The 13,018-nt window shown below is 71.7% G+C and carries 9 protein-coding genes; 7 read left to right on the top strand and 2 right to left on the bottom strand.

Translation table 11 applies throughout. From position 1 onward, the window contains the following. Positions 1-3 precede the first annotated feature (3 nt). Complete coding sequence (locus AB0P24_RS34245; protein WP_365800936.1) at positions 4-1,539, top strand: alpha-L-fucosidase; 1,536 nt, start codon at positions 4-6, stop codon at positions 1,537-1,539. Here the strand turns inward: AB0P24_RS34245 and AB0P24_RS34240 are convergent. Beyond that, the gene (locus AB0P24_RS34240; RefSeq protein WP_365800983.1) at positions 1,536-2,543 is read right to left on the bottom strand and encodes a LacI family DNA-binding transcriptional regulator; all 1,008 of its coding nucleotides are present in this window, start codon (positions 2,541-2,543) and stop codon (positions 1,536-1,538) included. The two genes, AB0P24_RS34245 and AB0P24_RS34240, sit on opposite strands and share 4 nt — an antisense overlap. A 262-nt stretch (positions 2,544-2,805) precedes the next feature. Between AB0P24_RS34240 and AB0P24_RS34235 the strand changes: the two genes are divergently transcribed. Genes AB0P24_RS34235 through AB0P24_RS34210 form a run of 6 tightly spaced genes read left to right on the top strand, consistent with a single transcriptional unit; the run spans position 2,806 to position 12,209 of the window. After that, positions 2,806-4,098 carry an extracellular solute-binding protein gene (locus AB0P24_RS34235; protein ID WP_365800934.1) on the top strand — a complete coding sequence of 431 codons (1,293 nt, stop codon included), beginning with the start codon at positions 2,806-2,808 and terminating at the stop codon, positions 4,096-4,098. A gap of 7 nt (positions 4,099-4,105) precedes the next feature. Beyond that, the gene (locus AB0P24_RS34230) at positions 4,106-4,993 is read left to right on the top strand and encodes a sugar ABC transporter permease (RefSeq protein ID WP_365800932.1); all 888 of its coding nucleotides are present in this window, start codon (positions 4,106-4,108) and stop codon (positions 4,991-4,993) included. After that, on the top strand, positions 4,990-5,889 hold the full coding sequence (locus tag AB0P24_RS34225; protein WP_365800930.1) for a carbohydrate ABC transporter permease: 900 nt from the start codon (positions 4,990-4,992) through the stop codon (positions 5,887-5,889). Before AB0P24_RS34230 ends, AB0P24_RS34225 begins: the two co-directional genes overlap by 4 nt. 26 nt (positions 5,890-5,915) lie before the next feature. Continuing rightward, a complete protein-coding gene (locus AB0P24_RS34220; RefSeq protein WP_365800928.1) occupies positions 5,916-7,163 on the top strand; it encodes a glycosyl hydrolase in 1,248 nt (415 codons plus the stop codon). Beyond that, the gene (locus tag AB0P24_RS34215) at positions 7,160-9,172 is read left to right on the top strand and encodes an endo-beta-N-acetylglucosaminidase (RefSeq protein WP_365800926.1); all 2,013 of its coding nucleotides are present in this window, start codon (positions 7,160-7,162) and stop codon (positions 9,170-9,172) included. Before AB0P24_RS34220 ends, AB0P24_RS34215 begins: the two co-directional genes overlap by 4 nt. Positions 9,173-9,200: 28 nt before the next feature. Beyond that, positions 9,201-12,209, top strand: a complete 3,009-nt coding sequence (locus AB0P24_RS34210; protein ID WP_365800924.1) for a glycoside hydrolase family 38 C-terminal domain-containing protein — start codon at positions 9,201-9,203, stop codon at positions 12,207-12,209. Between the two features lie 79 nt (positions 12,210-12,288). On the opposite strand, the gene AB0P24_RS34205 is transcribed toward AB0P24_RS34210, so the two are convergent. After that, positions 12,289-12,990 carry a FadR/GntR family transcriptional regulator gene (locus AB0P24_RS34205; RefSeq protein ID WP_365800922.1) on the bottom strand — a complete coding sequence of 234 codons (702 nt, stop codon included), beginning with the start codon at positions 12,988-12,990 and terminating at the stop codon, positions 12,289-12,291. Positions 12,991-13,018: the final 28 nt, after the last annotated feature.

Below are 13,018 nucleotides of genomic sequence, written 5' to 3'. Positions count from 1 at the left end.
CCCATGGATCCCTCACGTCGTGTCTTCGTCACCTCGGCCGCGGCCCTGGCGGTGACGACCGGCCTTCCGGCCCTTCCCGCCACCGCCGCCGGCACCGACCTCTCCCGTGTCCCGGTCAGCCCCGACGACACCCCCGCCGAGCTGGTCCGCAAGGCCTCCCAGGTCCGCCCCACCGCACGGCAGATCGCCTGGCAGGCCCTGGAGCGCACCGCCTTCCTGCACTTCGGCGTCAACACGTTCACCGGTCTGGAGTGGGGCACCGGCGACGAGGACCCGGACGTCTTCCAGCCGGCCGGCCTCGACACCGACCAGTGGGCCCGTGCCCTGCGCGACGGCGGCTTCCGGCTGGCGATCCTCACCGTCAAACACCACGACGGCTTCGTCCTCTATCCGTCCCGGTACACCGACCACACCGTGGCGAGCAGCAGTTGGCGCGACGGCCGGGGCGACGTCCTGCGCTCCTTCGCGGACTCCATGCGCCGCTACGGCCTGAAGGTCGGCGTCTACCTCTCCCCGGCCGACGAGAACCAGTACCTGCACGGCGTCTACGCCAACGGCAGCGCCCGGGCCGAGCGCACCATCCCGACCCTGGTCGACGGCGACGACCGCAGCCCCGGCCGCTTCCTCACCCTCGACGCCACCGACTACGGCGCCCACATGCTCAACACCCTCTACGAGGTGCTCACCGAGTACGGCCCGGTCGACGAGGTCTGGTTCGACGGCGCCCAGGGCCACATCCCGCCGGACAGGGTGGAGGACTACGACTGGGACAGCTGGTACGCGCTGGTGCGCTCGCTCGCCCCGGCCGCGGCGATCGCCGTCACGGGCCCCGACCTGCGCTGGGTCGGCAACGAGAGCGGGCTGGCGCGCGCGGACGAGTGGAGCGTCATCCCGGTCAAGGAGAACCGGTACGGACGCACGGACTGGGCCCTGTCCTACGACACCGCCGACGAGGGCGGCCGCGACGCCCTGGTCACCGCCCAGCCCAGGACCGCCTACCTCCAGTGGTGGCCGGCCGAGTGCGATGTGTCGATCCGGGACGGCTGGTTCTACCACGCCGATCAACAGCCGAAATCCGTGGACGAGTTGACCGAGATCTATTTCGGCTCGGTGGGCCGCAACGCCGTACTGCTCCTGAACGTCCCACCGGACACGGACGGGGTGCTGCACGCCACGGACGTGGCCCGGCTGCGCGAGTTCCGTGAGCGGGTGGACCGGGAACTTCCCGAGGACCTGGCACGCGGGGCACGGCGAACGGTGACGCCGGGCGGGGTGACCGTGGACCTGGGCCGGGAGCTGGGGGTGGACCGGATCCGGCTGGCGGAGGACATCCGCTACGGGCAGCAGGTGGAGGGGTTCGTCGTCGAGGCCTGGGCGGCGGGCTCCTGGACCCAGGTGGCCGCGGCCGGGACGGTCGGGGCGAGCAGGATCCTGCGGCTGGCGGCGCCGGTGCGGGCGCGGCGGTGGCGGGTGCGGATCACGGCGGCGCGGGGTGCGGTGCGGCCGGCGCAGTTCGCGCTGTTCCGCTCGTCGCTCTAGCCGCGCACGGGTGCCGTGCTGCCCCGAACCGTCAGCCGGGGCACCGGCACCCGTACTGCCCGTGCCGCACCGCCGTCCAGCAGGGCCGTCAGCTCCCGTGCCGCCGTGCGGCCGAACTCCGTGCTGTCGCGGGAGAGGGCGGAGAGCCAGGGTTTGACCATGCGGCACAGGGCCGAGTCCTCCCAGGAGACGACCGAGACGTCGTCCGGTACCGCGTAGCCGAGTTCGGCGGCCGCCGCGACCCCGGCCACCGCCATCACGTCGTTGTCGTAGATCAGGGCCGTCGGGGGCGGGCTCGCGCGCAGGACACGGCGGGTGACCGCGGCACCCTCGGCGTCGGAGTAGTCGGTGGTCACCGAGTGGACCTCGCCGAGACCGCGCCGGCCGGCCTCGGCGCGCAGGGTGCGGATCCGGCGCTGGGTGTGCGCGAGGCCGGGCAGGCCGGCGATGTGCACGATGCGCCGGTGGCCCAGCCCGGTCAGCTCGTCGACCACCGACGCCATCGCGGCCGCGTCGTCCGCCCACACCGTGGACAGTCCGGGGTGCCGGTCGTCGGGTGCGCCGCCGATCACCACGGCGGGCAGGCCGAGTTCGTCGAGCAGGCCGGGGCGGGGATCGTCGGCGCGCGGATCCACCACCAGGACGCCGTCGACGCGGTGCTCCGCCCACCAGCGGCGGTAGACCGCGCACTCGTCGGCCACGTCCTCCGCCATCTGGAAGAGCAGCCCGAGATGCCGTTCGGCGAGCACCTCCTGGATGCCGGAGACCAGTTGGAGGAAGAAGGAGTCCACGCCCAGGGAGTGCGCCGGGCGGGCGAGGACGAAGCCGACCGTGGCCGCGCCCTCGCCGGACAGGGCGCGGGCGGCCGTGCTGGGGCGCCAGCCGAGCTGCTCGGCGACCCGCTGGACCCGGGCCCTGGTCGTGTCGGAGACCCCGGGGCGGCCGTTGAGCGCGAAGGAGACCGCGCTCTCGGAGACTCCGGCGCGGCGCGCGATGTCCTTCATCGTCGGACGGCGCGCGGGGATGCGTTTCTCCGCCAACTCAGTTCCTCATTCGGTCGGGCCGCGATCTGCTAATGCGCTTGAGTCCGCACACTCTAAAGCGCATTAGTGATCGGCGGCAATACGTTCGTCACACCTTTTTGACCAGGGGATTCGCGCCACTAATGACTTTAGCTGCGCCGAATCCATTGACGCGGTGCGGAAACGGCGTGCAAGGTCTGGCGCGGCACCTTCCGCCGATCCCGCTGCAAAGGAGCAATGGACCATGCGCGTCTCCCGCAGAGCCTTCGCCCTCGCCGCTGCCGCCGTCCTCGCCCTGCCGCTGAGCGCCTGCGGTTCCGGGGGAGACGACGGCGGCTCCACCGACGCCTCGGGCAAGGTCGAGGGCGACATCACCTTCCAGACCTGGAACCTGCGCGCCAACTTCAAGTCGTACTTCGACGGCCTGATCGCGGACTTCGAGAAGAAGTACCCGGGTGCCCATGTGAAGTGGATCGACCAGCCGGCCGAGGGCTACGCCGACAAGATCAGCGCGGACGCGGCCGGCGGCACCCTCCCCGACGTCGTCAACGTCTCCCCGGACCTGGTCGCCCCGCTCGCCAAGGCGGGCCTCGCCCTCGACCTCGACAAGGCGGCCGGCAAGTACCGGTCCGAGTACCTGGCGGGCGCCTGGGCCAGTCATCAGATACCGGGGATGAGCGGCACGTACGCCTTCCCCTGGTACCTGAACACCGGGCCGCTGTTCTACAACAAGGCGCTGTTCAGACAGGCCGGGCTCGACCCCGACCAGCCGCCCAGGACGTACGACGACCTGTTCGCCGACGCCCTGAGGATGGCGCGGCAGAGCGACGGCAAGGTCGCCACCCTCGCCAACGTGCCGACGATCGAGGACTTCGGGCGCTACGGCTCGCAGCTGATGAACAAGGCCGGGACCGGCTTCGCCTTCAACGACGCCAAGGGCGTCGAACTGCTCACCAAGTACAAGGAGTTGTACGACGCCAAGGCGCTGGACCCGCAGGCGCTCACCGCGACTCCGGAGTCCACCGGCAAGAAGTTCCTCACCGGGGCCGTCGCCATGAACCCCGGCAGCGCCCTCGACCTCGACAACTTCAAGAAGCAGGCGCCGAACCTGTACAAGAACATCGGCATCACCGACCAGATCACCAGCACCGGGCACGCCAACATGTACGTGATGGGCGTGATGGTCAATTCCCGGACCAGGCACACGGCGGCCTCCGTCGCCTTCGCGCACTTCGTCACCGACGCGCGGAACCAGATGTCCTTCGCCAAGAAGGTCGCCATCTTCCCCAGCACCGCCGGCTCCCTCGACGACCCGTACTTCACCAAGGAGGACGGCACCGACGAGACCCGGGTGCGCATCGCCGCCGCCAAGTCGCTGAAGAACGCGGTCAACTACACGCCGGTGCTGTTCAGCGACCAGATGAAGACCGCGCTGCGCAACGAGGTCGCCAGGACGCTGCAAGGCAAGGAGAGCCCCGGGGCGGCCCTCGACAACGCTGTCAGGGCCTGCGACCGGCTGCTCCAGCAGGAGGGCTGACCACCCGATGGCCGGCGTGTCTCGCGTGCGGCGCCACCTGCCCACCAGCCCCTGGCTGTTCGCCGCCCCCGGGCTGCTGGTCGTCGGCGCCTTCGTGCTCTATCCGTTCGTCTCCACGGTGGTCAACTCCTTCACGGACCGCCGCACCCTGATCCCGGGCCGCTTCGTCGGCCTCGCCAACTTCCGCGAACTGATCCACGACGACATGTTCTGGACCGGCCTGCGCAACAGCACCCTGTACATCGCCGGGGTGGTGCCCGCCCTCGTCGTCCTGCCCCTGCTGCTCGCCCTGCTGGTGCAGAAGAACATCCCCGGCATCACCTTCTTCCGGTCCGCCTTCTACACACCCGTCGTCGCCTCCATCGTCGTGGTCGGCCTCATCTGGGTGTGGCTCCTCGACGAACGCGGCCTGGTCAACTCGCTGCTGGAGACCGCCGGGATCGGCCGGATCGGCTTCCTCAGCGACCAGTGGCTGCTCCTGCTGAGCGCGATGGCCGTCACGGTCTGGAAGGGCCTCGGCTACTACATGATCATCTATCTGGCGGCGCTCGCCAACGTGCCGCGCGAGCTGCACGAGGCCGCCGCCGTGGACGGCGCCGGAGCGGTCCGCCGCTTCCTCACCGTCACCGTGCCCGCCGTCCGCTCCACCATGGTGCTGGTCGCCGCGCTCTCCTCGGTCGCCGCCTTCAAGGTCTTCTCCGAGGTGTACCTGATGGCCGGGCCGGACGGCGGCCCGGCCGGCGAGGACACCACCCTCGTCATGCTCGTCCAGCGCACCGGCACCGGACTGACCGGCCGGGTCGGCTACGCCTCGGCGCTCTCCGTCGTCGTCTTCGTCGTGACGGTGGCGCTGATGCTCCTGGTCCTGCGCGCCGACCGGAGGGAGCGGGCATGACCGTCACCGAGGAACGCGTGCGGACCGTCCCCCCGGCCAAGGAGGCGCGGGTCACCGACGAACACGGCCGCCGGGTCCGGGCGGGCGAACTGGTCTGGCGGTACGTTCTGCTGCTGCTCGTCCTGGCCGTGACCGTCGGCCCGTTCCTGTGGCAGCTGTCCACCTCGCTCAAGGGCCCGACCGAGGACATCTTCGGCTCGCCGCCCGGCTTCCTGCCGGAACACCCCACCCTGCACAACTACCAGCGGGTCGCCGACACCATCCCGGTCTGGGACTACGCCCTCAACTCCCTGAAGGTCGCCGGCGCGAGCGTGGTCACCAACTGCGTCGGATCGGCACTCGCCGGCTACGCCCTGGCCCGGCTGCGCTACCGCGGCCGCCGGATCGCCACCCTCGTCTTCATCCTCGCGATGCTCGTGCCGGTGGAGGGCATCATCATCGCCCAGTTCACCACCATGCGCGAACTCGGCCTCAACAACACCCTGATCGGCGTCGTCCTGCCCGGCTCCGTCGGCGCCATGAACGTGCTGCTGATGCGCAACGCCTTCCTCAACCTGCCGTACGAGATCGAGGAGGCCGCCTACGTCGACGGCGCCAACGCGTGGCAGCGGTTCCTGCGGATCGCCCTGCCGTCGGTCAGGGGCACCCTCGCCGTCGTCGCGATCTTCGCCTTCATGGGTGCCTGGGACGACTTCCTGTGGCCCCTCATCGTGCTCAGCGATCCCTCCAAGTTCACCCTCACCATCGGTCTCAACTACCTGCACGGCACCTTCGCCAACGACGAACGCCTCGTCGCCGCCGGCACCGTGATCGCCGTGGCCCCGCTCATCGCCCTGTTCGCCTGCCTCCAGCGGTACTTCTTCCGCGGGGTCGGCGAAGGCGCCGTCAAGGGCTGAACGCCCCGTTCCCGCGAGGAGACCGCATGCCTCCTGCCGTGCGCTTCGGCGTCAACTACACCCCCAGCGAAGGGTGGTTCCACCACTGGCTCGACTTCGACCCGGACTCCGTACGCGCCGACCTCGACTCGATCGCCGCGCTCGGCCTGGACCACATCCGGGTCTTCCCGCTGTGGCCCTACTTCCAGCCCGACCGCACCCTGATCCGGCCCCGCGCCGTCGAGCAGCTCCTCGTCCTCGCCGACGCGGCCGCCGAGCGCGGCCTGGACGTCAACGTCGACGGACTGCAAGGGCACTTGAGCAGCTTCGACTTCCTGCCGGCCTGGACCCGCACCTGGCACCGGCGCAACCTGTTCACCGACCCGGACGTCGTCGAGGGCGAGGCCGCCTACCTGCGCACCCTCGCCGCGGCTCTCGCGGACCGGCCCAACTTCATCGGGATGACGATCGGCAACGAGGTCAACCAGTTCGCCGCGGGCCCGCACCCGGACCCGGACCGGATCAGCGCCGCGCAGGCGGAGGAGTGGCTGGTACGGCTGCTGGACGCCTGCGCCGACGGCGCTCCCGGCCGGCCGCACCTGCACGCCTCCTACGACGCCGCCTGGTACCAGGACGACCAGCCTTTCACCCCCGCCCACTCGGCCCGCCTCGGCGAGATCACCGCCGTGCACTCCTGGGTGTTCAACGGCACCGCCCAGCGGCACGGCCGAACCGCCCTCCAGACCGAGCAACACGCCGCGTATCTGGTCGAGTTGAGCAAGGCCTGGGCCGAGGAGGCGCACCGGCCCGTCTGGCTCCAGGAAGTGGGCGCGCCCGCGCCGCTGATCCCCGCCGAGCACGCGGCCGCCTTCGCCGAGGCGACCATCACCGCCGTACTGGACTGCCCCGACCTGTGGGGCGTCACCTGGTGGTGCTCCCACGACGTCAGCCGGAGCCTCGCCGACTTCCCCGAACTCGAATACGGGCTCGGCCTGATGACCAACGACCGCAAACCCAAGGACATCGCCCATGTCCTCGCGGCGGCCCGGCCCAGGGGGGCGAGGACGCGCGGCACCGCGCTCGTCGTGCCCTCCGACCCGGCCGTGCGCTCCCGTTGCGCACCCGGCGGACCCGTCTTCGACGCCTGGTTCCGGCTCGCCGCCGACGGCGCCCGCCCCACCACCGTCCTCGACACCCGCGCGGCCGACCGGGCGCATCTCACCGCGCGCGGCATCACCGAAGTCGTCACACCCGATCAGGTACTCCCCGCCCCACAAGGAGGCACCCGCTCGTGAACCCCAGCAGACGCACCGTCCTCATCGCCGCCACCGCGGCCGCCGGGGCGGCCTTCCTGCCCGCCCCGGCCGCCGCTGCCATCCCGAAGGCAGCGGCGGCGGCCACCCCGCCGTACGCCTCGTACTGGTATCCCGACTCGTTCCCCTCCGGCAGTCCGGGCAGCGGGATCACCTGGCGCAGCCTGAAGACCTGGACGGCGGCCGGCGACCCCGACCTCGCCTTCAACGCCGCCTCCGTGCCGCTCGCCGCCCGCTTCACCCCGACCCCCGCCAACACCACCGCCCGCTCCGGCCAGGCCCGCGTCCAGGCACTGGTGTCCTTCGGACCCACCTCCGGCAACCCCTCCCAGGGCTCGGCCACCGCCGACTACTACGCCCTCACCCACTGGGCGTACCTCGACGAACTGGTCTTCTGGGGCGGCTCGGCGGGAGAGGGCCTGATCCTCGCCCCGAACGCGCCGATCGTGGACGCGGCCCACCGGCACGGCGTGCCCGTCCTCGGCAACATCTTCCTGCCGCCCACCGCCTACGGCGGCCGGCTCCAGTGGACCCGCGACCTGGTCCAGACGGACGCCGGCGGGCACTACCCGCTCGCCGCCCAGCTCGTCGCGGTGGCCGCCGCCCACGGCTTCGACGGCTGGTTCGTGAACGCCGAGACCGGCGGCGGCGACACCGCCCTCGGCACCGCCGTGCTCGGCTTCCTCAAGGAGCTCAAGTCCCTCGCGGCGGCCCAGGGACAGCGGATCACCTGGTACGACGCGATGACCGTCAACGGCACGGTCAGCTGGCAGGGCGCGCTCGACAGCCAGAACCAGCCCTTCTTCCAGGCGGCCGACGACATGTTCGTCGACTTCCGCTGGAGCGCCTCGACCCTCGCCTCCTCGGGCACCAAGGCGGTCCAGCTCGGCCGCGACCGCTACGAGTTGTGGGCCGGGATCGACGTCGAGTCGGGCGGCTCCGACACCTCCGTGAACTGGGACGCGATCGTGCCCGGCGGCTCGGCGCACGTCACGTCCATCGGCTTCTACCGGCCCGAGTGGACCCGCAACCACCTGCCCGCGACCCGTACCCCCGGCGACTTCCACGCCGCCGACGACCGGTTCTGGACCGGGCGGTCACTGGACCCGTCCAAGCCCGACAGCACGGACCCGTGGCGGGCGCCGGCCGTGTCGGTGGCGGACCGGTCCACGGTGTCGGCGGTGCCGTTCGCGAGCGTGTTCAACACCGGGCACGGGCTGCGCTGGTACGAGGACGGCGAGGTCGCCTCCGACACGGCCTGGAACCACCTCGGCCTGCAGGACCGGCTGCCGTCCCGGCGGTGGGCGGTCCGGACGGCGGGTACCAGACCCACCGTGACCTTCGACTTCGCGGACGCCTGGCGGGGCGGCAGCAGCGTGCTGGTCGAGGGCGCGCTGGACCGGCCCGCGGTACTGGACCTCTACGCGACGCGGCTCCCGGTCACGGCGCAGACCGTCGCCGAGCTGACGTACCGGACCGACGCCGGCGGTGTGGCCGTCGAGCTCGCCGTCGCCACCGCGGAGCCGGCCGGCGCCGGTGCGGCACCGCCGTACACCTATCTGCCGGTGACGGACCCGGGCGACGGCTGGTCCACCGTGACCGTCCCGCTGACCGGCCTCTCCGGCAGCGTCCACGCCCTCGGCGTCCGCCTCACCGCGACCGCCGGGCCCGTGCGCTGGCGGCTCGGCGGCATCGCCGTACGGGAGGCGGTGACCACTCCCGCCGCCCCGGCCGACCCGCGGATCACCGCGGCCGACGGCGGCAGCCTCCGCCTCGCCTGGGACGCGGCGCCCGGTGCCGTGCGGCACTACACCCTGCACCGCCTCCTGCCCGACGGCACCCGGCGCTTCCTCGGCGCCACCGCCCAGCGGGCCTTCTTCCTGACCGGCCTGCAGCCGGAGCAGCAGGAGACCACGGCGCGGTTCGAAGTGCGGGCCGTAGGGGAGCTGTACACCACGTCGGACCCCGTGACCGTCACGCACACCTGGTAACCGGTACCCAACAAACGGAGCACCCCACATGCATGACGACCGCAGCCTGGTCGAAGCCCGCCTCAAGCGCGTCCTCGACGAGCGCATCCGTCCCGCCGTGTACCCCGAGTCCGTGCCGCTCGACGTGGCGGTGTGGCACGCGCCCGGCGAGCCCGTGCCGGTCGCCGAGGGGCTCGCCGCCGAGCCCGAACCGATCGCGGTGGGCGCCCGGTGGGGTGCTCCGTGGGGCACCAGCTGGTTCCGGGTGACCGGGACCGTACCCGAGGAGTGGGCCGGCCGGACCGTGGAGGCACTGCTCGACCTCGGGTTCGACGAGAACATGCCCGGCTTCCAGTGCGAGGGCCTGGTCTACCGGCCCGACGGCAGCCCGGTGAAGGGCCTCAACCCCCGCAACCAGTGGGTCCGCGTCGGCGCCCCGGTGGCGGGCGGCGAGGCGGTACGGCTGCACATCGAGGCCGCCTCCAACCCCGTCATTCTCGACTACCACCCCTTCCTTCCCACCCGGCTCGGCGACAAGGACACCGCCGGGCACCAGCCGCAGTACACGCTCACCCGGATGGACCTCGCCGTCTTCGACGAGACCGTGTGGCAGCTCGTCATCGACCTGGAGGTGCTCGGCGAGCTGATGGCGGAGCTGCCGGCCGACGCGCAGCGCCGCTACGAGATCCTGCGCGCGGTCGAGCGGGCTCTGGACGCCATCGACCTCCAGGACGTGAACGGCACGGCGGCCGGGGCCCGGTCACGTCTCGCCGGGGTGCTGTCCACCCCCGCCGTACCCTCCGCCCACCGGATCAGCGCGGTCGGGCACGCGCACATCGACTCGGCGTGGCTGTGGCCGCTGCGCGAGACGGTCCGCAAGGTGGCCCGCACCACGGCCAACATGACCGCCCTCATCGAGGACGAGCCGGACTTCGTGTTCGCCATGTCCCAGGCCCAGCAGTGGGCCTGGGTGAAGGAGCACCGTCCCGAGGTCTGGGCACGGGTGAAGAAGGCGGTCGCCGAGGGCCGGTTCGTGCCGGCCGGCGGGATGTGGGTGGAGTCGGACACCAACATGCCGGGATCCGAGGCGATGGCCCGTCAGTTCGTGCACGGCAAGCGGTTCTTCCTGGACGAGTTCGGCATCGAGAACGACGAGGCCTGGCTGCCCGACACCTTCGGGTTCGCCGCCGGCCTCCCGCAGATCATCAGGGCGGCGGGATCGACACGCCTGCTCACCCAGAAGATCTCCTGGTCCCAGACGAACAGGTTCCCGCACCACACCTTCCAGTGGGAGGGCATCGACGGCACCCGCGTCTTCACCCACTTCCCGCCCGTCGACACCTACAACTGCTCCATGAAGGGCGGCGAACTCGCCCACGCCGCCCGCAACTTCAAGGACAAGGGCCGCGCCCGGCACTCCCTCGCCCCCACCGGGTGGGGCGACGGAGGCGGCGGCACGACCCGCGAGATGGTCGCCAAGGCGGCCCGGGTACGGGACCTGGAAGGCTCGCCGACGGTCGTCTGGGAGACCCCCGCCGGCTTCTTCGCCAAGGCCGAGGCCGAATACCCGGATCCGCCCGTCTGGGTCGGCGAGCTCTACCTCGAACTCCACCGCGCCACCCTCACCAGCCAGGCGAAGACCAAGCAGGGCAACCGGCACAGCGAACACCTCCTGAGGGAGGCCGAGCTGTGGGCGGCGACGGCCGCCGTGCGCACCGGTTTCCCCTACCCCTACGAGGACCTGGACCGCATCTGGAAGACGGTCCTGCTCCACCAGTTCCACGACATCCTGCCGGGCTCGTCGATCGCGTGGGTGCACCGGGAGGCCAGGGCGACGTATCAGCGCGTCGCCGCCGAACTGAACGAGATCATCGACGGGGCTCAGCGCGCGCTGGCGGGCGAGGGGGACCGGCGACTGGTGTTCAACGCGGCACCGCACAGCAGGAACGGTGTGGCCGCCGGCGGCGCGGCCCCGGGACAGCCGGCCGGCGGCGTGACGGTGTCGCAGCGGCCCGAGGGCGGGCACGTGCTCTCCAACGGCCTGCTGCGGGTGGAGATCGACGCCCGGGGTCTGGTCGTGTCGGCGTACGACCTCGACGCCGACCGCGAGACCATCGCCCCCGGCACGGCCGCCAACCTGCTCCAACTCCACCCGGACTTCCCGAACATGTGGGACGCCTGGGACGTGGACGCCTTCTACCGCAACGCGGTCACGGACCTTACGCAGACCGACGAGCTGACGGCCGACGAGGAGGGCGTCAGGATCGTGCGGTCCTTCGGCTCGTCCCGGGTCACCCAGGTGCTGTCCCTCTCGCCGGGGGAGCGCCGCCTGCTGATCGACACGGAGGTGGACTGGCACGAGACGGAGAAGTTCCTGAAGCTGGCGTTCCCGCTCGATCTGCACGCCGAACGGTACGCGTCCGAGACCCAGTTCGGGCACTTCCACCGCCCGACCCACACCAACACCTCATGGGAGGCGGCGAAGTTCGAGGCCTGCAACCACCGCTTCATCCACCTGGACGAGCCGGGCTGGGGGGTGGCCGTCGTCAACGACTCGACCTACGGCCACGACGTGACGCGCAGCGTCCGCACGGACGGCGACAAGGGGACGACGACCACGGTCCGGGTCTCACTCCTGCGCGCCCCGCGCTTCCCCGACCCCGAGACCGACCAGGGCGTCCACCGCTTCCGGCACGCGCTGGTACCGGGCGCGGGAATCGCGGACGCGGTCCGGGAGGGGTGGCGGATCAACCTGCCGGAGCGCCGGGTGACGGGAGCACGGGAGGTGGCCCCGCTGGTGACGGTCGACAACGACGCGGTGGTGATCACGGCCGTGAAGCTGGCGGACGACGGGAGCGGCGACGTGGTGGTCCGCTTCCACGAGGCTCATGGGGGCAGGGCGCGCGCGACGCTGACGGCCGGCTTCGAGATCGGCAACGTCACCGTGACAGACCTGCTGGAACGACCGTTGCCGGACAAGGTGGTGCACGTCGGCAACAGCATCAGGTTGCGGCTTCGCCCGTTCGAACTGAAGACGCTGCGCTTGGCGCCCCTTTAGGGGCGCGGGGCTGTATGCCTGTGCGGCTCCGCCGCGCGGGCGCGACCAGCCCCCACGCACCCGCGGTCGCCACTCTGCCCTAGGCACCGAGCTGTGCGCGCAACCACTCCTCCACCTCACCCACATGCGCGGCCGCCGCCGCCCTCGCCGCCTCCGGATCCCGGGCGACGAGGGCCCGGTGGATCGCGGCGTGCTCCCGGCGCGTCCGAGCGAACGCCCCCTCCTCCTCGTACCCCCGCCACACCCGGGCCCGGAACGTCCGCGACGACAACCCCTCCAGGATCGCGGCCATCGTGTCGTTACCCGCGGCACCCGCGATCACCCGATGGAACGCGAGATCATGCGCGAGGATCTCCTCGGGATCGTCCGTCGCGTTCATCGCCACCAGGTGTTTCTCCACCTCGGCCAGCTGATCGGCCGTGATCCGCGCCGCGGCCAGTGCCGTCGCCGTCGACTCCAGTACCCGCCGCACCTCCAGCAGCTCCACCAGCTGCGGTCCGCGCGACAGGTCGGCGACCACGCCGAACGTCTCCAGCAGGTCACCCGCCTCCAACTGGGTGACGTAGATTCCGGAGCCGTGCCGGGCCTCCAGGACGCCCAGGACCGTCAGCGCGCGGATCGCCTCGCGCATGGAGCTGCGGGACATGCCCAGCTGGGCGGCGAGATCCCGTTCCGTCGGCAGTCGCTCGCCGGGCTCCAGGCGGCCCTCCGCGATCATCGCCTTGATGCGCTCGATGGCGCGCTGCGTCACCGTGCCCTTCTGGGGTGCCGTCTCGTCCACACCACTCCTCCTGTCGCCGGTGCGCCGC

The organism is Streptomyces sp. NPDC086519 (genome assembly GCF_040686075.1).
Lineage (GTDB): Bacteria > Actinomycetota > Actinomycetes > Streptomycetales > Streptomycetaceae > Streptomyces > Streptomyces shenzhenensis.
This window is presented reverse-complemented; position numbering and strand designations above follow the sequence as displayed.